At 69.9% G+C, this 20,064-nt stretch carries 15 protein-coding genes and 1 pseudogene; 11 read left to right on the top strand and 5 right to left on the bottom strand.

Features of this window, described 5'->3' with window-relative positions; genetic code table 11:
* The first annotated feature begins 238 nt into the window (after nucleotides 1-238).
* The 3 genes from rpoB (at nucleotide 239) to ACERZO_RS40300 (ending at nucleotide 9,643) form a co-directional block, all read left to right on the top strand.
* The gene (gene rpoB, locus ACERZO_RS40310; protein WP_372671261.1) at nucleotides 239-3,742 is read left to right on the top strand and encodes a DNA-directed RNA polymerase subunit beta; all 3,504 of its coding nucleotides are present in this window, start codon (nucleotides 239-241) and stop codon (nucleotides 3,740-3,742) included.
* A gap of 93 nt (nucleotides 3,743-3,835) precedes the next feature.
* Nucleotides 3,836-7,747, top strand: coding sequence for a DNA-directed RNA polymerase subunit beta' (locus ACERZO_RS40305; protein WP_372671260.1), 3,912 nt, complete (start codon nucleotides 3,836-3,838; stop codon nucleotides 7,745-7,747).
* Nucleotides 7,748-7,906: 159 nt separating this feature from the next.
* Nucleotides 7,907-9,643 (top strand): hypothetical protein, encoded by a 1,737-nt coding sequence (locus ACERZO_RS40300; RefSeq protein ID WP_372671259.1) that lies wholly within the window; start codon nucleotides 7,907-7,909, stop codon nucleotides 9,641-9,643.
* A 52-nt stretch (nucleotides 9,644-9,695) separates the two neighbouring features.
* Here ACERZO_RS40300 and ACERZO_RS40295 read toward each other — a convergent pair whose 3' ends face one another.
* The gene (locus ACERZO_RS40295) at nucleotides 9,696-10,469 is read right to left on the bottom strand and encodes a M15 family metallopeptidase (protein WP_372671258.1); all 774 of its coding nucleotides are present in this window, start codon (nucleotides 10,467-10,469) and stop codon (nucleotides 9,696-9,698) included.
* A gap of 53 nt (nucleotides 10,470-10,522) precedes the next feature.
* Nucleotides 10,523-10,735, bottom strand: a pseudogene (locus ACERZO_RS40290) (Lrp/AsnC family transcriptional regulator); the annotation flags it as partial.
* A 27-nt stretch (nucleotides 10,736-10,762) separates the two neighbouring features.
* Here ACERZO_RS40290 and ACERZO_RS40285 point away from each other — a divergent pair.
* The 7 genes from ACERZO_RS40285 (at nucleotide 10,763) to ACERZO_RS40255 (ending at nucleotide 17,525) form a co-directional block, all read left to right on the top strand.
* Nucleotides 10,763-11,935, top strand: a complete 1,173-nt coding sequence (locus tag ACERZO_RS40285; protein ID WP_372671257.1) for an MFS transporter — start codon at nucleotides 10,763-10,765, stop codon at nucleotides 11,933-11,935.
* Nucleotides 11,936-11,996: 61 nt separating this feature from the next.
* On the top strand, nucleotides 11,997-12,638 hold the full coding sequence (locus ACERZO_RS40280; protein WP_372671256.1) for a zinc ribbon domain-containing protein: 642 nt from the start codon (nucleotides 11,997-11,999) through the stop codon (nucleotides 12,636-12,638).
* Between the two features lie 312 nt (nucleotides 12,639-12,950).
* Nucleotides 12,951-14,798: a hypothetical protein gene (locus ACERZO_RS40275; protein WP_372671255.1), complete on the top strand. Its 1,848-nt coding sequence runs from the start codon at nucleotides 12,951-12,953 to the stop codon at nucleotides 14,796-14,798.
* Nucleotides 14,799-14,853: 55 nt separating this feature from the next.
* Nucleotides 14,854-16,545 carry a hypothetical protein gene (locus ACERZO_RS40270; protein WP_372671254.1) on the top strand — a complete coding sequence of 564 codons (1,692 nt, stop codon included), beginning with the start codon at nucleotides 14,854-14,856 and terminating at the stop codon, nucleotides 16,543-16,545.
* Nucleotides 16,546-16,571: 26 nt separating this feature from the next.
* Entirely contained in the window at nucleotides 16,572-16,778 is a 207-nt protein-coding gene (locus tag ACERZO_RS40265; RefSeq protein ID WP_290062581.1) for a hypothetical protein, read from the top strand.
* Nucleotides 16,779-16,792: 14 nt separating this feature from the next.
* Nucleotides 16,793-17,011, top strand: coding sequence for a hypothetical protein (locus ACERZO_RS40260; RefSeq protein WP_372671253.1), 219 nt, complete (start codon nucleotides 16,793-16,795; stop codon nucleotides 17,009-17,011).
* Between the two features lie 55 nt (nucleotides 17,012-17,066).
* Complete coding sequence (locus ACERZO_RS40255) at nucleotides 17,067-17,525, top strand: hypothetical protein (RefSeq protein WP_372671252.1); 459 nt, start codon at nucleotides 17,067-17,069, stop codon at nucleotides 17,523-17,525.
* On the opposite strand, the gene ACERZO_RS40250 is transcribed toward ACERZO_RS40255, so the two are convergent.
* On the bottom strand, nucleotides 17,518-17,997 hold the full coding sequence (locus ACERZO_RS40250) for a GNAT family N-acetyltransferase (RefSeq protein ID WP_372671251.1): 480 nt from the start codon (nucleotides 17,995-17,997) through the stop codon (nucleotides 17,518-17,520). The genes ACERZO_RS40255 and ACERZO_RS40250 overlap by 8 nt on opposite strands.
* Nucleotides 17,998-18,055: 58 nt before the next feature.
* Between ACERZO_RS40250 and ACERZO_RS40245 the strand changes: the two genes are divergently transcribed.
* The gene (locus tag ACERZO_RS40245) at nucleotides 18,056-18,277 is read left to right on the top strand and encodes a hypothetical protein (RefSeq protein WP_372671250.1); all 222 of its coding nucleotides are present in this window, start codon (nucleotides 18,056-18,058) and stop codon (nucleotides 18,275-18,277) included.
* On the opposite strand, the gene ACERZO_RS40240 is transcribed toward ACERZO_RS40245, so the two are convergent.
* Both ACERZO_RS40240 and ACERZO_RS40235 read right to left on the bottom strand, forming a co-directional pair.
* Complete coding sequence (locus ACERZO_RS40240) at nucleotides 18,261-18,866, bottom strand: hypothetical protein (protein ID WP_372671249.1); 606 nt, start codon at nucleotides 18,864-18,866, stop codon at nucleotides 18,261-18,263. The two genes, ACERZO_RS40245 and ACERZO_RS40240, sit on opposite strands and share 17 nt — an antisense overlap.
* The gene (locus ACERZO_RS40235) at nucleotides 18,866-20,056 is read right to left on the bottom strand and encodes a hypothetical protein (protein ID WP_372671248.1); all 1,191 of its coding nucleotides are present in this window, start codon (nucleotides 20,054-20,056) and stop codon (nucleotides 18,866-18,868) included. The genes ACERZO_RS40240 and ACERZO_RS40235 overlap by 1 nt, the downstream gene beginning before the upstream one ends.
* Nucleotides 20,057-20,064 lie beyond the last annotated feature (8 nt).

Below are 20,064 nucleotides of genomic sequence, written 5' to 3'. Positions count from 1 at the left end.
GAGGGACAACCGGCTCGCCTGGAGGCATACCTGAAGACGTCGCGAGGCAGGCTGGGCCCCATCGGGAGCGCCCCCTGGACAGACCGCGCCGTTCGGGCTAGACTGCCTCTTTGCGCTGCCCTCTTTCAGGCTGCCCGGAGCCGGTAGTTAGGATAGTGGGCACACGGCACCCTTGACAGTCACTCATAGCTGTTGCTATGGCGGCTGCCACCGCTCATTGTCCCCGGAAGGACGCATCTTGGCAGTCTCTCCCGCGAACCAGGCCACTGCTGCGACCACCTCGGCTGAATCTCGCTCGGAGTCCACGGGAATCCCCGGCGCGCCCAAGCGGGTTTCCTTCGCAAAGATTCGCGAACCCCTCAGCACCCCCAACCTGCTCGACGTCCAGATCCAGTCGTTCCAGTGGTTCACCGGGGACGAAGCGTGGTTCGAACGCCGTGTCGAAGAAGGTGAAGAAAACCCGGTCGGCGGCCTCGAAGAGGTCCTGAACGAGATCTCCCCGATCGAGGACTTCTCCGGTTCGATGTCCCTGTCCTTCTCCGCTCCGCGCTTCGACGAGGTCAAGGCCTCGATCGAGGAGTGCAAGGACAAGGACATGACGTACGCCGCGCCGCTGTTCGTCACGGCCGAGTTCGTCAACAACAACACCGGCGAGATCAAGAGCCAGACGGTCTTCCTGGGCGACTTCCCGGTCATGACCGACAAGGGCACGTTCATCATCAACGGCACCGAGCGTGTCGTCGTGTCCCAGCTGGTCCGCTCGCCGGGCGTCTACTACTCGAAGGACGTCGACAAGACGACCGACAAGGACGTCTTCAGCGTCCGCGTGATCCCGAGCCGCGGCGCGTGGCTCGAGTTCGACGTCGACAAGCGCGACACCGTCGGCGTCCGCATCGACCGCAAGCGCCGCCAGCCGGTCACCGTGCTGCTGAAGGCGCTCGGCTGGACCACCGAGGCGATCCGCGAGCGCTTCTCCTTCTCGGAGACGCTGCTGGCGACCCTCGAGAAGGACCACACCGCCGGCACCGACGAGGCGCTGCTCGACATCTACCGCAAGCTGCGCCCGGGCGAGCCGCCCACGAAGGAGAGCGCGCAGACCCTGCTGGAGAACCTGTTCTTCAAGGCGAAGCGCTACGACCTGGCCAAGGTCGGCCGGTACAAGCTGAACAAGAAGCTCGGCCTCGACACGCCGTACGACACCGGGACGCTGACCGAAGAGGACATCGTCACGACCATCGAGTACCTGGTCCGGCTGCACGCCGGCGAGGACAAGATGGACGCGCAGAACGGCACCGAGGTGCCGGTCGAGACCGACGACATCGACCACTTCGGCAACCGGCGCCTGCGCACGGTCGGCGAGCTGATCCAGAACCAGATCCGGGTCGGCCTGTCCCGCACCGAGCGCGTCGTGCGCGAGCGCATGACGACGCAGGACGTCGAGGCGATCACGCCGCAGACCCTGATCAACATCCGCCCGATCGGCGCGGCGATCAAGGAGTTCTTCGGCACCTCGCAGCTGTCGCAGTTCATGGACCAGAACAACCCGCTGTCGGGCCTGACGCACAAGCGTCGTCTCTCGGCCCTCGGCCCGGGTGGTCTGTCCCGTGAGCGCGCCGGCATGGAGGTCCGGGACGTCCACCCGTCGCACTACGGCCGGATGTGCCCGATCGAGACGCCGGAAGGCCCGAACATCGGCCTGATCGGCTCGCTCTGCTCGTACGCGCGGGTCAACCCGTTCGGCTTCATCGAGACGCCGTACCGCAAGGTCGTCGAGGGCCGGGTCACCGACCAGGTCGACTACCTGACGGCGGACGAAGAGGACCGGTACGTCAAGGCCCAGGCGAACGCGCCGATCGAGGACGACGGCACCTTCGTCGAAGACCGCGTCATGGCCCGCCGCAAGGGTGGCGAGGTCGAGCTGATCGACCCGCTCGACATCGACTACATGGACGTCTCGCCGCGGCAGATGGTCTCGGTCGCGACGGCGATGATCCCGTTCCTCGAGCACGACGACGCGAACCGCGCCCTGATGGGTGCGAACATGCAGCGCCAGGCCGTGCCGCTGCTGCGCAACCAGGCCCCGTACGTGGGCACGGGTGTGGAGCTGCGCGCCGCGGTCGACGCCGGTGACGTGCTCGTCGCCGAGCAGGCCGGCATCGTCGAGGAGCTCTCGGCGGACCTGATCACGATCATGCACGACGACGGCACGCGGAAGAGCTACGGACTGTACAAGTTCCGCCGCTCGAACCACGGCACCTGCTTCAACCACCGCCCGATCGTCAACGAGGGCGACCGGGTCGAGCAGGGTCAGGTCATCGCCGACGGCCCGTCCACCGAGAACGGTGAGATGGCGCTCGGCAAGAACCTGCTCGTCGCGGTCATGCCGTGGGAGGGCCACAACTACGAGGACGCGATCATCCTCTCCGAGCGCCTGGTGCAGGACGACGTCTTGACGTCGATCCACATCGAGGAGCACGAGATCGACGCCCGCGACACCAAGCTGGGCGCCGAGGAGATCACCCGGGACATCCCGAACGTCTCCGAGGAGGTCCTGGCCGACCTCGACGAGCGCGGCATCATCCGGATCGGTGCCGAGGTCCGCGACGGCGACATCCTGGTCGGCAAGGTCACGCCGAAGGGCGAGACCGAGCTGACCCCGGAGGAGCGCCTGCTCCGCGCGATCTTCGGCGAGAAGGCCCGCGAAGTCCGCGACACCTCGCTGAAGGTGCCGCACGGCGAGACCGGCAAGGTCATCGGCATCCGCGTGTTCTCGCGCGAGGACGACGACGAGCTGCCCCCGGGCGTCAACGAGCTGGTCCGCGTCTACGTGGCCCAGAAGCGCAAGATCCAGCCGGGCGACAAGCTCGCCGGCCGGCACGGGAACAAGGGTGTCATCGGCAAGATCCTGCCGGTCGAGGACATGCCGTTCATGGAGGACGGCACGCCCGTCGACATCATCCTGAACACCCACGGTGTGCCGCGACGGATGAACATCGGCCAGATCCTCGAGCTGCACCTGGGCTGGCTGGCGTCGCAGGGCTGGACGATCGAAGGCAACCCGGACTGGGCGAAGAACCTGTCCGAAGAGCTCTACGACGTCGCGCCGGGCACGAACACCGCGACCCCGGTGTTCGACGGCGCGAAGGAAGAGGAGCTCACCGGGCTGCTCGGGGCGACCAAGCCGAACCGCGACGGCGAGCGCATGGTCAAGGAGAACGGCAAGGCCACGCTGTTCGACGGCCGCTCCGGCGAGCCGTACCCGTACCCGGTGTCGGTCGGCTACATGTACATCCTGAAGCTGCACCACCTGGTCGACGACAAGATCCACGCCCGCTCCACCGGCCCGTACTCGATGATCACGCAGCAGCCGCTGGGTGGTAAGGCGCAGTTCGGTGGCCAGCGCTTCGGTGAGATGGAGTGCTGGGCGATGCAGGCGTACGGCGCCGCCTACACGCTGCAGGAGCTGCTGACGATCAAGTCGGACGACGTGGTCGGCCGCGTCAAGGTGTACGAGGCCATCGTCAAGGGGGAGAACATCCCCGAGCCGGGCATCCCGGAGTCGTTCAAGGTGCTCCTCAAGGAGCTCCAGTCGCTGTGCCTCAACGTCGAGGTGCTCTCCAGCGACGGCGCGGCGATCGAGATGCGCGACTCCGACGACGAGGACCTCGAGCGCGCCGCGGCCAACCTCGGCATCAACCTGTCCCGCAACGAGTCGCCCTCGGTGGACGACGTCGTGCACTGATCGCGAGCTGAGCGAGGGGCCGGCCTCCCGCAGGCCCCTCGCTCGCCCGCCCGCCCCCTCTTCTAGCCGAAACAACCCCAAGGGGATCTAGACGTGCTGGACGTCAACTTCTTCGATGAGCTCCGCATTGGTCTCGCCACGGCCGACGACATCCGTCAGTGGTCGTACGGCGAGGTCAAGAAGCCGGAGACCATCAACTACCGGACGCTCAAGCCCGAGAAGGACGGCCTCTTCTGCGAGAAGATCTTCGGTCCGACCCGGGACTGGGAGTGCTACTGCGGCAAGTACAAGCGCGTCCGCTTCAAGGGCATCATCTGTGAGCGCTGCGGCGTCGAGGTGACCCGCGCCAAGGTGCGCCGCGAGCGGATGGGCCACATCGAGCTGGCCGCCCCGGTCACCCACATCTGGTACTTCAAGGGTGTTCCCTCGCGCCTCGGCTACCTGCTGGACCTGGCGCCGAAGGACCTCGAGAAGATCATCTACTTCGCTGCTTACGTCATCACGGGCGTGAACACGGAGCTGCGCCACAACGACCTGCCGACCCTCGAGAACGAGATCGGCGTCGAGCGCAAGAACCTCGAGACCAAGCGTGACGCGGACATCGAGGCCCGCGCGCAGAAGCTGGAAGCCGACCTGGCCGAGCTGGAGGCGGAGGGCGCCAAGTCCGACGTCCGCCGCAAGGTCAAGGAGGGCGGCGAGCGCGAGATGCGCCAGCTGCGTGACCGCGCCGGTCGCGAGCTGGACCGCCTCGAGGAGGTCTGGACGACCTTCACGAAGCTGGACACCCGCCAGCTGATCGCCGACGAGCTGCTCTACCGCGAGCTCGTCGACCGCTACGGCGAGTACTTCACCGGCGGCATGGGCGCGGAGGCCATCCAGAAGCTGGCCACCGAGTTCGACGTCGCCGCGGAGGCCGAGAGCCTGCGCGACACGATCCGCAACGGCAAGGGGCAGAAGAAGCTCCGCGCGCTGAAGCGGCTCAAGGTCGTCGCGGCGTTCCAGGCCACCGGCAACGACCCGCGCGGCATGGTGCTCGACGCCGTCCCGGTCATCCCGCCGGACCTGCGTCCGATGGTGCAGCTGGACGGTGGCCGCTTCGCGACCTCCGACCTGAACGACCTGTACCGCCGGGTGATCAACCGGAACAACCGCCTCAAGCGGCTGATCGACCTCGGCGCGCCCGAGATCATCGTCAACAACGAGAAGCGGATGCTCCAGGAGGCCGTCGACGCGCTGTTCGACAACGGCCGCCGCGGGCGTCCGGTCACCGGCCCCGGCAACCGGCCGCTGAAGTCGCTGTCCGACCTCCTCAAGGGCAAGCAGGGCCGGTTCCGCCAGAACCTGCTCGGCAAGCGCGTCGACTACTCGGGCCGTTCGGTCATCATCGTCGGCCCGCAGCTGAAGCTGCACCAGTGCGGTCTGCCGAAGGACATGGCGCTCGAGCTGTTCAAGCCGTTCGTCATGAAGCGGCTGGTCGACCTGAACCACGCGCAGAACATCAAGTCCGCCAAGCGGATGGTGGAGCGCTCGCGGCCGCAGGTGTGGGACGTGCTGGAAGAGGTCATCACCGGCCACCCGGTGATGCTGAACCGCGCGCCGACGCTGCACCGCCTCGGCATCCAGGCCTTCGAGCCGCAGCTGGTCGAGGGCAAGGCCATCCAGCTGCACCCGCTGGTCTGCGAGGCGTTCAACGCGGACTTCGACGGTGACCAGATGGCGGTGCACCTGCCGCTGTCGGCCGAGGCGCAGGCCGAGGCCCGGATCCTGATGCTGTCGGCGAACAACATCCTGTCGCCGGCGTCGGGCCGTCCGCTCGCCATGCCGCGGCTGGACATGGTCACGGGCCTGTTCCACTTGACCCGCCTGACCGAGGACGCCGAGGGCGCGGGCAACGCGTACTCGTCGCCGGCCGAAGCCATCATGGCCTTCGACCGTAAGGCGCTGAGCCTGCACGCCCCGGTCAAGATCCGCATCACCGACCGTCAGCCGGCGAAGGCCGACGAAGCGGCGCTGGCGGAGAAGGGCTGGGAGCCGGGCAAGGCGTGGCTGGCCGAGACGACCCTGGGCCGCGTGCTGTTCAACGAGCTGCTGCCGGCGGACTACCCGTTCATCAACGAGCCGATGCCGAAGAAGCGTCAGGCCGCGATCGTGAACGACCTCGCCGAGCGGTACTCGATGACCCAGGTCGCGCAGACCCTGGACCGCCTGAAGGACGCCGGGTTCTACTGGGCGACCCGCTCGGGCGTCACCGTCGCCATCTCGGACGTGCTCACCCCGGTGGGCAAGGCCGCGATCCTCGACGAGTACGAGGGCAAGGCCTCCCAGGTGGAGAAGCGCTACCAGCGCGGTCAGCTGTCGCACACCGAGCGCAACAACGAGCTCGTCAAGGTGTGGACGCAGGCCACCGAAGAGGTCCACAAGATCATGGAGACGGCGCTGCCGGACGACAACCCGATCGCCATGATCGTGAAGTCGGGCGCGGCGGGCAACATGACGCAGGTCCGGTCGCTGGCCGGCATGCGTGGCCTGGTGTCGAACCCGAAGGGTGAGTACATCCCGCGTCCGATCAAGGCCAACTTCCGTGAAGGCCTGTCGGTGGCGGAGTACTTCATCGCGACGCACGGTGCCCGGAAGGGCCTGGCGGACACGGCGCTGCGGACCGCCGACTCGGGTTACCTGACCCGGCGTCTGGTGGACGTCTCGCAGGACGTCATCGTCCGCGAGATCGACTGCGGCACCACCCGCGGCATCATGATGCCGATCGGCGAGGACATCGGCGACGGCAAGGTCCTGCGCGACCAGCACGTCGAGACCTCGGTCTACGCGCGGAACCTCGCGACGGACGCGGTGGACGCCAAGGGCAACGTCGTGCTGAACGCGGGCGACGACATCGGCGACCCGGCCATCGACAAGCTGCTCTCCAGCGGCATCTCGAAGGTCAAGGTCCGCTCGGTGCTGACCTGCGAGTCGGCCGTCGGCATCTGCGCGACCTGCTACGGCCGCTCGATGGCGACCGGTCAGCTCGTCGACGTCGGCGAGGCCGTGGGTATCGTCGCGGCCCAGTCGATCGGTGAGCCGGGTACGCAGCTGACGATGCGTACGTTCCACCAGGGTGGTGTCGCCGGTGACGACATCACGACCGGTCTGCCCCGTGTCCAGGAGCTCTTCGAGGCTCGGGTGCCGAAGGGCAAGGCGCCGATCGCCGACGTCGATGGCCGCGTGCGCATCGAGGAGAGCGAGCGGTTCTGGAAGATCACGCTGATCCCGGACGACGGCGGCGAAGAGATCGTCTTCGACAAGCTGTCCAAGCGTCAGCGGCTCGCGAACACCCCGAACGGCCCGCTGGGCGACGGCGACCACGTCAACGTCGGCCAGCAGCTGCTCGAAGGCACGCCGGACCCGCACGAGGTCCTGCGGGTCATGGGGCCGCGCGAGGCGCAGATGCACCTGACGGACGAGGTCCAGAAGGTGTACCGGGCGCAGGGTGTGTCGATCCACGACAAGCACATCGAGGTCATCGTCCGGCAGATGCTGCGCCGGGTGACGATCATCGACTCCGGTGCCACGGACTTCCTGCCGGGCGAGCTGCCCGAGCGGACCAAGTTCGAGGCGACGAACCGGGCCGCGGTCGCCGAGGGCGGCGAGCCGGCTTCGGGTCGTCCGGTGCTGATGGGGATCACGAAGGCGTCGCTCACCACGGACTCGTGGCTGTCGGCGGCGTCGTTCCAGGAGACCACGCGAGTCTTGACCGACGCGGCGATCAACGGCCGCTCGGACAAGCTCGTGGGCCTCAAGGAGAACGTGATCATCGGTAAGCTGATCCCGGCCGGTACGGGCATCAACAAGTACCGCAACATCCAGGTGCAGCCGACGGAAGAGGCCCGGGTCGCGGCGTACGCGATCCCGTCCTACGACGACGGCTACTACACCCCGGACGTGTTCGGTACGGGTACCGGTGCCGCGGTGCCGCTGGACGACTACGACTTCGGCCGCGACTTCCGCTGAAGCTGAGTCAACGAGAAAGGCCCCTGCCGGGTTTCCGGCGGGGGCCTTTCCCGTTTCGGAAATGTCACCTCCACCCCTCCCGAATGTCGCTAGAGTGACCCGGTTCACGCGGTTCGGGGGCTTTGCGCGTTTCCAACGGGTATTCAGGGGTGACTGTTCGTGAACAAATCCAGAGGCGCGAGACCCCTCGCGCGTTGTTTCGCCGTGTTCGCCGCCGCGGCGCTGCTGACCGGCGGGTTCGCCGGTCCGGCCGGGGCGGCAGAGGAGCCGACGCCGGCCAGCGCGGCGCCGGTCACGCCGGAAGCGCCGAGCAGTTCGGCCGCGCCGACGTCCGGCCCGCCGAGTTCCGGCGCACCGGAAAGCAAGCCGCCGGTGAAACAGGCCGCGCCGGTGCAACGCGCCGAGGTCGAAATCTCGGTCGCGCTGGACAAGACCACCTACCAGACCGACGAGGACGTCCACTTCACCTTCAAGGTGACGAACACCGGCTCGACGACCGCGAAGGGCCTTTGGGTTTCCCAGCACATCATCGAGCCGACCGACCTGGTCGTCCCGTACGACCCGGGCTGGGGTCCGCTCAAGACCAGCGACCCCGGGCTCGACCTCGAGCCCGGCAAGTCCTTCGAGCTCCACGGCACCGGGAAGGTCCGGGAGGTCGACCAGACCACCACCGTCCTGCGGGGCGTCGTCTTCGACGCGACCCACTTCGGCGTCGGCGAGTTCTCCGCGGAGGCGAAGGTCGTGCCGGCGCCCGGTCACGCCGAAGGCTTCGTCTACGGCGACAAGAACGGCAACGGCAAGCGCGAGGCCGGCGAGGAACTGGCCGGCGCCAAGCTCACCCTGCGGTACGTCAACGGCAGTGCCACGCACACCGCCACGAGCGGCCCCGACGGGAAGATCGTCTTCGACGTCCCCGGTGCGGAGTACTTCATCGGCGGCGAGGTCGTCGACGGCTGGCTGATCCCGTTCCGGGTGGTCCGGATCGGCGCGGACACCCACCTGGAGGTGCGCGGGGCACCGCCGTTGAACGGCGCGCTCAAGGCGTCGATGGCCTTCGCGAAGGACAGCTACCAGGTCGGCGAACCGGCCCACGTCACCGTGACGCTGTCGAACTCCGGCCCGATCCCGCTCACCGGCATCACCGCCGCCTGCAACCGGATCGGCGACTCGTACATGCTGAGCGGCCGCGGCAAGGGCTGGGGTGACCTCGCCGGGGACGGGGTGACGATCGCGCCGGGTGCGACGCGCACCTTCGACGTGACCGAGGCCGTGCCCGCCGCCGCCTTCAACCGCGGCATCGTGGTCGCCGCCTGCGACTTCGGCTACGACGAGGTCGACATCGAGAACCACGCGCAGGCCCGCGCCCAGGCCGCGGTTCCGGGAGCAAAGGCGATCGTCGAAGGCAATGTCGGTGTCTACGACGACCAGGGCCAGGTGAAGCAGGGCCTCGCCGGGGTCAAGGTCGTGCTGGTGTCCGATCAGCACTGCCCGGTCACCGGCGAGCGGACCACCGACGCGAAGGGGCACTTCGAGTTCCGCGATGTCGCGCCGGGGCCTGACTACCAGCTGTTCTTCGTGCCGCCGAAGGGCTGGAAGATCCAGTACAACCCGGTGACGATCGACGTCTGGGGCCCGCCGGAGAACCACCGCGTGTGGCGGATCGACGCCGAGCAGGGTGCGGCCCCGGCGCCGGCCGTGCCCACCAACCCGGCGGACTGCACCGCCCCCACCCCGACGTCGACCACCGGCGCGGCCGGCGGTAGCGGGGGCGGTGAAAGCGGCAGCGGCCTCGCCAGCACCGGCGTCGACGCGCTCGGGCTCGGCGCGCTCGCGCTGCTCGCCCTCGCGCTCGGCGGTGGCCTGGTGCTCGGCGCCCGCCGCCGGCGCTCGGCCTGACCGACGACAAGCGCCCGTCGGTCCACAGTGGACCGACGGGCGCTTTCGCGGCTCAGCGCAGGCTGCAGCGGGACACCGGGAAGTCGAAGTACGTGTCCGGGAACGGCTCGCCGTTCAGCGTGAAGTGCCACCACTCCTCGGGCAGGTTGCGGAAGCCCGCCGCCGTCATCGCGTCACGCAGCACGTCGCGGTTCGTCCGCGCCACTCCCGTGATCGCCGGGTTGTCCGTGTGGGCCAGCGGGTCGAAGCAGTCGTAACCCGTGCCCATGTCGACCATGTTGTCCGGGAACCGCTGGTCCTGCGGCGCGAAGCACGGCTTCAGCGGCTCACCGGGACGGTACGGCCGCTGGTGGCGTGGCGGGAGCTTCACCAGCGTGAGGTCCATCGTGCTGCCGCGGCTGTGGCCGGACTTCTCCGCGATGTACCCGTCGGCGAACAACCGGTCCTTCTCGACGTTCGGGTAGAACTCGGCCTTCATCTTCTCGTCGTCGAGGTCCTTCGCCCACCGCACGAAGTGGTCGACCGCGCGTTGCGGGCGGTAGCAGTCGTACACCTTGAGCGTGTAACCCTGCCGGAGCACCCGCGCCTGGGCCTGCCGCAGTCCGTCGGCCGCTTGACGGGTCAGGATGCAGGTCGGCTCGAGGTACCCGTCGATCCGCTGCCCGACGAAGTTGTGCCGGGTCGCGTAGCGGATGTCCTGCAGGATCGACGGTGCCACCTCGGACAGCGCGACGAAACCGGAAACCGGGGCGGCTTGAGCGGGAGCGGGGACGGCGACCCCGGCCAAGGCGGCCAGGGCGACGGCGAAGACGCGGAAGATCGGCATCCCTCTCGTCTATCAGCCGGGCTCCGGCCGCGCAGCCGCCAGACCGGTCACGACCACGCCTGCAGCGGCTGGCCCGCGCGCCGCGCGTCGACCTGCGCGCGGTAGCCGGTGATCACCCCGGTCTCCTCCAGCCGCCGCACTCGCTCGGCGACCGCCGGCGCCGACAGGTTGATCCGGCGGCCGAGCTCCTTGAACGACAACCGCCCGTCGGCCTGCAGCCCACGGCCGTGGCCACGGATTTGCCGTTCACCGCCCCTTCGAAAGATCGTCGGGAGTTCCTAAAGTTGCTGGTCATGGGGACTTTGACGGTGACCGGCCGGGCCCGGTCCGTGGGAGCGCTGTTCGCCGGCGTCGCGCTGCTCAACACGGCGACGGTCGGCCTGAGCACGGCGGCGACGCTGATCGTCGCGGCCGGCAGCGGGCCGGGGTGGAGCGGCCTGCCGAGCGTCGCGAACGTGCTCGGCACGGCCGCCGGCGCGCTGGGCGCGGGCCTGCTGCTGCCGGGCCACGGCCGTCGTCGCGTGCTGAGCGCCGGTTACGCCGTCGCCGCGGCGGGGGCGCTGGTCGCGTTCGCCGCCGCGCTGACGACGTCGCTCGTGCCGCTGCTGCTGGGCATCCTGCTGGTCGGCCTCGGCAACGGCGGCGCGCAGCTGTCGCGCTACCTGGCCGCGGACCTCTACCCCGAGGAACGCCGGGGCCGCGCGCTCTCGAACGTCGTCTGGGCGGGGACCATCGGGGCGCTCGCCGGGCCGGCGCTGATGGCCCCGGCGGCGGCCGTCGCCACCGGCTTCGGCCGGCCGGCGCTGTCCGGGCCGGTCGCGGTCGCCGTGCTGGCCACGGCGGGCGCGGCACTGGCGGCCGCGTTCCTCCCGCGGCATGTCCCGCTCCCACGGGAGAAGCCGGTGGCCGGGCCGGTGTGCGCGACCGGCGTCGCGCGGCCGCTGGTCGCGATGGTCGCCGCCCAGCTCACGATGGTCGCCGTCATGACGATGACGCCGGTGCAGCTGGAGGACCACGGGCACGGGCTCGACGTCGTCGGCTGGGTGCTGAGCGCGCACCTGTTCGGCATGTTCGCGCTGGCGCCGCTGTCCGGCCGGATCGCCGACCGCTGGGGCCCACGCGTGACGATCAACGCGGGTCTCGGTGTCCTGGCGCTCTCGACGGCGACCGCGCTCGCGGCCCCGACCGCGCACGCGTCCGGCCTGCCGGTGGCGTTGTTCCTGCTCGGGTACGGCTGGAACCTGGTGTTCGTCGGCGGCAGCGCCCAGCTGAGCCGCGACCTCGCGCCGGAGACGCGCAGCCGGGTGCAGGGCACGGTGGACGCGGTGGTCTGGTCGGCGTCCGCGTTGGCCGGTTTGGGGTCAGGACAGCTGTTCGCCGGGGGCGGGTACGCGCTCGTGGCGGTCGTCGGCGGTGTTCTGGCGCTGCTTCCGTTGGCCCTGCCGGCATCCCGTAACGGCCGGTAGCCGGGTCGTTGTCGGCAAATCTGTCCTCGCCGGACGTGCGGTGCGCTGGCGAAGATGGGCCGTGGCTGACTCTGTGCCCTTCACGGACAACTTCTCGGACCTCTCCAACACGCAGGGGTACCAGTTCGAGTTCCGGTGCGAACGCTGCGGCAACGGTTATCGATCCGCCTTCCAGCGCGACAACGTCGAGACCGGGCGAAGCGTGCTTCGCGCGGTCGGGTCGTTCTTCGGCGGCACGCTGCGAGACCTGAGCAACTCGGCCGACCAGTGGCGCTACGACCGCGCGACCAACTCACCCGCCAAGGACAAGGCGCTGGCAGCGGCGGTAAAGGAGATCACCCCGAGCTTCCGCCAGTGCCGCGGCTGCGGCGACTGGATGTGCCAGGACCAGTGCTGGAACGAGGAGATCGGCCAGTGCCTGCGCTGCTCGCCGAGCGTCGCCGAGGAGATTTCGCGCGCGCAGGCGTCCGCGCAGCGCGACCAGATCTGGGACAAGGCCCGCGAGAAGGACTGGACCAGCGGCCTCGACATCGACACCCGCGCCAAGGTGACCTGCCCGGGCTGCGGCCTGAAGGCCGACGGCGGGAAGTTCTGCTCGTCCTGCGGCACCTCCCTGGCGCTCAAGGTCGCCTGCGGCGGCTGCGGGAGCGAGGCCAACAAACCGGGAGCGCTGTTCTGCTCGGACTGCGGCACCAAACTCTGACCGGAGTTCCCGGCAAGTCATAACGAATTAATAACGAACAGCCCCGGCGTTCAGGCGCCGGGGCTGCGCCATTGTGACCAACCGTGACACCGCCGGTTGGTCTAGCGACGCTCGCTCACCCGTTCGGCCCAGCAGTGAGCGTCAAGTCGGCCCACTTTGTGGGAGATTAACCCTTTCGGGTCGGTTCTCATTCTTTGATCACGGCTGGACCCTTCGCCCGCTTGGCGCGAATATCCCGTCCAGGTCGGCTGACGTCAGCTTTCCGTTGTGTCCCAACGGTTTCCATCCGTGCGCAGAAGAACAGGGAGAACCATGCGATCAACTCCGTCGCGTCCGGGCCGGTGGCGAAAGGTGGTGACCGGCGCCGCGGCGCTCGCTCTCGCGGCCGGCGCGGTCACGTACACCGGTTCGTCCACCGGCGCCTACGCCGACGTCCAGACCGTCACCGACGCGAAGACCGCGTCCGACGGCAAGCAGTACTGGGTGCAGAACCACCTGGTGACCAAGGATCTCGCGCGCTCGGAGAGCGGCACGCCCAAGAAGTGGCTGCTCGTCTGGGCCGGTGACGAGAACATCGCCGACACGCTCGTCAAGGACGTCAAGAACCTGCCGGGCACGCTCGGCGGCGGGCTCAACAAGCTCAAGAACGCCCTGCCCGGCCCGGACTTCCTCGCCGTCATCGACGCGACGCAGGGTTCGCCGACGTACGGCAAGGTCGTCAACACCGCCACCGTCGGGCCGCTGGTCGAGAACGAGCCGCACCACATGCAGTACGTGTGGCACAAGGGCGACACGATCTACGCCGGGGCGCTGTTCGCCGCGGCGACGTACGCCTTCGACGTCAGCGCGCTGCCGCAGCTGAAGCTCAAGGGCGTCAGCCTGCCGACCAACACGCTCGGCGGAAGCGTCCCGGACGCCTACTGGGTGCTCAAGGACGGCACCGCGTACGGCACGTACATGGGCGGGCCGGTCGTGCCCGGCCCGCACGCCTACGCCGACGGCTCCACCCAGATCGGCAACGGCTTCGCGGGCAGCCCCGGCGAGGTCGTCCACTTCGGACAGAACGCGCAGGTGCTCTCGGAGTCCCCGGCGGCGACCCCGCAGGGCGACAACAAGAAGCTCTGCGACAACCTGCCGCAGCTGGGCACGCCCACCTGCGCCAACCCGCACGGGGTCCAGGCCCGCGAGGACCTGAACACGCTCGTCACGTCCGACTACGCCGAGCCGCGCAACATCATCCTCGACCCGGTCAAGCAGCCGTCGCCGTACCTGCGCCGGCCGACCGTGCGGACCTGGGACATCTCCGACCGCAACCACCCGAAGCTGAAGGCGGTGTCGTACCTGCAGGACGGCCCGCGCGCCGATCCCGCCGACCCGCTGCACGCCGAGAGCCGCGCGGTCATGGAGACCACGGTGACCAACCTGCCGGGGCACAAGGGCGCGTTCGCCCAGACCATGCAGGGCGGCGCGGTGTTCTACACGCCGGACATCACCGCGGCCGAGCCGCACTGGATCGAGGTGTTCGACGACGGCGCCGCGAACAAGTCCATCTACGCGAACAACGACTCGAACGGCGCCAGCTCCAACGGCGGCTGGATCCAGACGAGCCCGGACGACAAGTACCTCTACCGCGCGATCGTCGGGCGGCAGAAGGGCACCCTCTCGGCCGACGACCCGGGCACGACCGGCGGCGTCTACGTCCTCGACATCCAGAAGCTGGTCAACGCCGGCGACCGGATCGAGGACATCGAAGGCCGGGTCGACACGAAGGCGAAGGCGCAGCAGGGCGGGGGCGGCGACCTGCCGACCGTCGTCGGCGCGGCCCCGATCAACCCCGGCACGCCGGGCGCGGGCCCGCACTGGGGCGCCTACGACAACTTCGTGCTCGGCGACGACGGTTTCTACCACGAAACGACGTCGCCGCAGCACCTCGCGGTGTCGAACTACTTCGTCGCGCGGTCCGGTTTGGACGGTGACCACAAGGTCAACCTGCTGAACCTCGGCCCGGACGGGAAGGTCTCGGTCGACTCGAACTTCCGGGACGAGTTCACCGGCCAGGTCGGCATCAACTTCAACCGCAAGTCGTGGCCGCACGGGGACTTCGGCAACGCCAAGCCGCACTCCGAGCTGTTCGTGGTCGCGGACGCGAACGTCAAGTAGCCGACGCGGGCGGGGCCGTCCCGCGGCCCCGCCCGCCTCTTCCCGGAAGGTCCCGATGGAACACGACCACTCCGCGCCCACCGGTTCGTCCACTGTGGACGTCGTGGCGCTGGTGCTCCGGCTGGCCCTGCTGCTGTCGACGGCGTTCCTCGCCGGCGGCGGCCTGGTGCGGGGGCCGGTGCCGGCTCGCCGCACGCTCTACGCCCTCGGTGGGCTTTCGGCACTGCTCGCGGTGGTGTCGGCTTTCGCCGTCGACATCAACGTCGTCGCGCTCGCGATCCACGTCGTGCTCGCGGTGGCGGTGCCGATCCTCGTCCGGTGGCCCTCGGCGGGCCGCTGGGCGGCGGGCGCGCTGCTGGTCCTGGTGGTGCTGGAAACCTCGCTCGGCGGGTCCGGCGTCGAGTTCGCCCTCGACTCGGTGTTCGTCGCCGGGGCCGCCGTCTGGTTCGGGTTCGCGCTCCACGGGCCGGTCCCGGGGGCGGCGATCCGGCCCGGGCCGCTGGCCCTCACCCTCGGCGGGCTCCTGGTCCTCGCCGGTGCGGTGCGGTTCGGAGTGTCCGGCCTCGGGTTCGACCGGCGGCTCTACTCGACGCTCTTCGGGCTCGCGGTGCTGGCCGTCGTGGTCCTCCCGCTGGTCGTCGGCGGGCTCGCGGCGGTCCTGCGCGAGCGCGCCTACCGGTTCGGCGCGGCCGCCGTCGCGCTCGGGTTCCTCGCGTGGACCGCGCTCGGCGCGATTCCGGCGCCGCCGCCGCTGCCCGTGCCCGGCGTGCCGCTGCTCGCCGACGAGGCCGGGTTCCCGGTGCTCGTCAGCCCGCAGCGGCCGGGTCACAACGTCGTCCACTTCCCGGCGAGCGCGGGCGACGACCTCGCCGCCGGCGTGCGCGGGGGCCTGGTCACCAAGGCCGTCGCGCGGCCCGGCGCCGAGGGGACGTGGGCCGATGTCGACCTACCGCCCGGCCGCAGCGACCTGGAGATCCGCCACGGCGCCACGACGACGGTCGTCGAGGTCGACGCCGGGACCGCACCCGGCCCGGCGATCGCCGAGGCGGACGCGCCGGAATGCGCGTCGGCGGCGCTCGGCGGCTTGGTCGCCGGCCGCACCGACGTGCTGAGCGCGTGCCCGTCCGACGCGTTGACGCCGGAAGACAGCGGCGCGCTGGTCAAGCTCGTCGAGTTCCTCGCCGGGCGCAAGCCGTCCGCGCTCACGCTCGTCGAAGACGACTCCCCGCGCGGGGTCGCCGCCGCGAAGCTGGTGCGCGAGACGGCGGCGCGGACCGGGCTGGCCGTGCGGCCGGACGCCGGACCCGACACCGCGCTCGTCGTCGTCTCCGGTTGGGCCGCCGGGTACACGGCGATGACGCGGGCGGCCGAGCTGCAGCGCCTCGAACCCACCCACCAGTACGGGCTCTACCTGGCGCCGTGGCTGCTGAACGGGCCGATCGTCAACGCCGTCGCGAGCGCGTCGCTGCCGCTGCGGTTCGACCCGCGGGAGGCGACCGCGGTCGGGTACGCCGTGGCGGTCGGCGACCGCTTCGGCGGCGAAAGCCCCACGCTCGGCGGCTTCCGGACCTGGCTCGGCGCCGACCACTCGGCCGGAGCCGTGCAGATCTTCGCTGCTGCCCAGGTAAACGCCATGCCGATGTACCCCACCGAACCCCACGCCACCGGAATGGTGATGGACCGCGACTACGCGGGCCAGTGGGTCCCCGACGGAACCATCGTGCCGATCACGTCGGTTCTCCGCTGAAAAAACCTTGAGAGGAAAGGAAAAGCATGAAGCGTCTTGCTGCCCGCGTGCTGCTGCCGCTCGTCGCGGCGACGGCGTTCACCGGCCTCGCCGCCGGTGTGGCGTCCGCCGACCCGACCGACGGTTCCGTCTGGCTCGTCCCCGGCGTCGACCTCGGCAGCGTGCTCGGCCCGATCGGCCAGCCGGTCGACCTGCTCGCGCCCGTCTTCGACCTGATCACCGCTGTTTCCTGAAAGGCAGAGAACCCATGAAGAAGATCCTCGCTGTCGCGATCCTCACCGGTGCGGCCCTGTTCGGCGCGGCGGCGCCCGCGCTCGCGGCCGACGCCCCCGGGGTCGTCGTGGTCGACGAGCCGGACACCAGCGGCCTGAACAACATCTGGACGTTCGCGCCGCTCGGCGTCCCGGTGCTCGGCCTGATCCAGTCGATCAACGGCGTGCCGGGCAAGCTCCTGCCCTCCTTCTGACCCGCCGGCGGCCCCTCGCGTCCGAGGGGCCGCCCTCTTTTCCCTGGGAGTCCCCATGAACCGGCAGCTGGTGGGCAGGCTCGGCATCGCCGTGATCGCGATCGCCGCGGTGACCGCGGGCATCTTCATCCTCGGCGACGACGGCTCGCCGCCGCCGTCGCCGCAGGTCGCCGTGGTGGGGGAGCCGTCGCTGTCGTCGGTGCCGCCGCGCACGATCATGGCCACGGTGACGTCCACCTCGACCCCGCCGGCGCCGGCCGGCTACCAGGTGACCTACGAGCTGACCGGCACCGGCACGGCGACCGTCGTCTACGACTCGAACGGCCTCGGCCTGGTCCACCAGGAGCTCGCGGTCCCGTTGCCGTGGCGGAAGGAACTCAGCTGGGCGGCGCCGGGGTCGATCCAGCTGCTCGGGCAGGGGAGCGGCGCGGTCGAATGCCGGGTCACGGTCGGCGGCCGGGTGGTGAAGACGCAGAAGTCGGCGCCCGGCGAAGTCGCCGCGTGCGTCAGCTGAGGGCTTTCGCGAACCAGTGCTCGGCGAACTGCCCGTCGTTGAACGGCTCGACCTCGACGTAGCCGACCTTCGCGTAGAGCGCGCGGGCTTCGACCAAGTCGTGACGCGTGTCCAGGCGCATGAGCCGGGAACCGAGCCGCCGCGCGGCTTCCTCGGCGGCCGCCACCAGTGCGGGCGCGCCGCCGGTGCCCCGGTGGGCCGGCTTGACGAAGACCTTGGTCAGCTCGCTGATCCCCGGCGCGACGACCCGGGTCCCGGCGCAGCCCGCGACTTCCCCGCCGAGGTGCCCGACGAGGAACGCCCCGGTGGGCGGCACCAGGTCGGTGCCCGGCTCTTCGGCGACGTAGTGCGTGAGCTCCGCTTCGGTGATCGGACGCCCGTAGTAGCGCGAAGCGACTTCGTCCATGTAGTCGCGCATGATCGCGACGGCGGCCGGGTGGGCGACGTCGATCTGGGTGATCTTCCAGTTCACGTCCTCATCCTGCGGTCGCTGTCCAGCGAATTCGGCCTTCCCCGGGCACCATGAGGACATGACGACTGTCACGAAGCGCCTGACGGTGGTGGCCGTCCTGCTGATCACGGCAGGCGCGATCCTGCTGTCGGTGGGGGCGATCGGTTTCCAGTCGGACGAGCAGGCCGACGCCAACATCGGCGCGGGGTTCGCCCTGCTGGCCGGCCCCTACATCGTGGGACTGGGGCTGGTGTTCGCGTTGTCGGCGGGCCTGACGCACCTCACTACGCGCCGCCGCTGACGCTCCACAGCGCCGCGGGCAGGCTGTCCGCCAGGCCGGCGAGGTAGCCGGCCTCGGCCACGATGTTCTGCCGCGTCGCGCAGCCCGGCCCCCACGTCCGCGCGGAGCCGTGCTCGACGACGACGTCCCGCCGCGCGAACCGCGGGTTGGCCGCCAGCCACCGGGCCAGCTCGCCTTCGAGCCGCGCGTCGGTGGGCATCGACACCTGCCCACCGGTGATCCGCAGCTCCGGGCACGGCGGCACCCGCACCTGCGTGACGTGGATGTCGCGGAAGTGGGTGTGGTCGTCGAAGTGCCGGTACGGCTCCTGGGCGTCGACGGCGATGACCGGGCGGTCCTGGTGGCGGAACTCGACCCACGTCGTGTGGCTCCCGGCCAGCGGGCGGCCGCTCGGGTGGCGCACCCCGAACGTCGGCGTCGCCCGCGGGTCGCTGGGCACCCCGCTGTCGAAGACCCCGCCGCGCTCGGCCGCGAACGCCTTGAACCAGTGCTCCTTGCGGCCTTCGACGAACTTCGCGTGCGACCGCCACCAGATCGCGGCCGCGCCCGCGAACACCGCCGCGATCAGGACGATCACCACCACGAGCATCAGAAGTCCAGGTCCTCGCGCGTCTCGTCGTCCGGCTGGTGCCGGCCCGTTTCGCCGTAGTCGCTCGCCTTCTTGGCGTTCTTGACGTGGCTGTTGAGCTTGCCGAGGTGGTCGTTGAGCGTCTTGGCCGGGTTGTCGCCGGGCTTGGCCGGGTTGAACCCGAGGACACCCTTGGCCGCGGCCTCGCCGCCCTTCTTCGCCATCTCGGCCAGCGCGTTCTTCCCGGCCCGCTTGCCGATCATCCCTTCGGCGCCCTTGAGCTTGCCGACCAGGCTCATGCCCGCGTCCCGCTCGGCGATCTCGCCCAGCTTCTTCGCGGTCTTCCCGTCGGCGAACACCTTGCCCAGCTTCGTCGCCGCCAGCTTGGCCTTCATCTTCTGCAGCCAGTCGAGGATCTTCTGCAGCAGCTCGCGGACCTTCGACACCTTCTGCGTCGTCTTCGCGGTGGTCGTGCCGAGCTTGACCTCCGACGCCGTGCCCGCGGTGGCGACCGACGCCCCGCAGGTGGGCACCGCGGCGGCCAGCGCCGGGATCCAGATCATGATCAACCAGGTGACCAGCTCGGTGAGGATCGCCTTGATCAGGTCCTCGACGAAGCTCATCAGCATGCTGCTCAGCTGCAGCATCTGCGCGAGGTCGCCGGACTTCGCGGAGACGCCGCCGATGCCGTGGGCGAACTCGCCGAGCGACCGGCGTGCGGCGTCGCCGGCGTCGCCCTGCCAGCCGGCCAGGGAGGTGTCGGCGACCTCGGCGAAGTTCTTCGCCAGCTGGTCGAGCCCGGTGGCGATGGCGTTGAAGTTGTCCGCGGCGATGCCGAGCGCGGGGCCGTCGCCGCTGACGAAGTGGATCGCGTCCTGGATCGGCTGGACCGCGCTGATCAGGAAGTTCAGCCCCTGCCCGACGAGCCAGCCGAGCGGGTCGGTGGCGATGTCGGTGATCGTGCTCGCGCTCGACTGGATGAAGCTCGTCGTGTCGGTCGCGATCGTGCCGAGCCCGAGGGCGATGTCGACGCCGTCCGGGTGCGGCGCGGCGGCGGCCTTGACCACGGAGACGACGTCCTTGCCGACGGTCACGGCGCTCCCCACGAAGGGCGTCGCCTTGACCGCGTTGTCGACGTTGACGCCGAGCACGGTCGTGGGGTCGTCGCTCTTGACGTTGACGCCGCTCGCGACGTCCTGGAACTCCGCCATCGATCCCC

It is taken from the genome of Amycolatopsis kentuckyensis (assembly GCF_041679295.1).
Taxonomy (GTDB): Bacteria; Actinomycetota; Actinomycetes; order Mycobacteriales; family Pseudonocardiaceae; genus Amycolatopsis; species Amycolatopsis kentuckyensis_A.
This window is presented reverse-complemented; position numbering and strand designations above follow the sequence as displayed.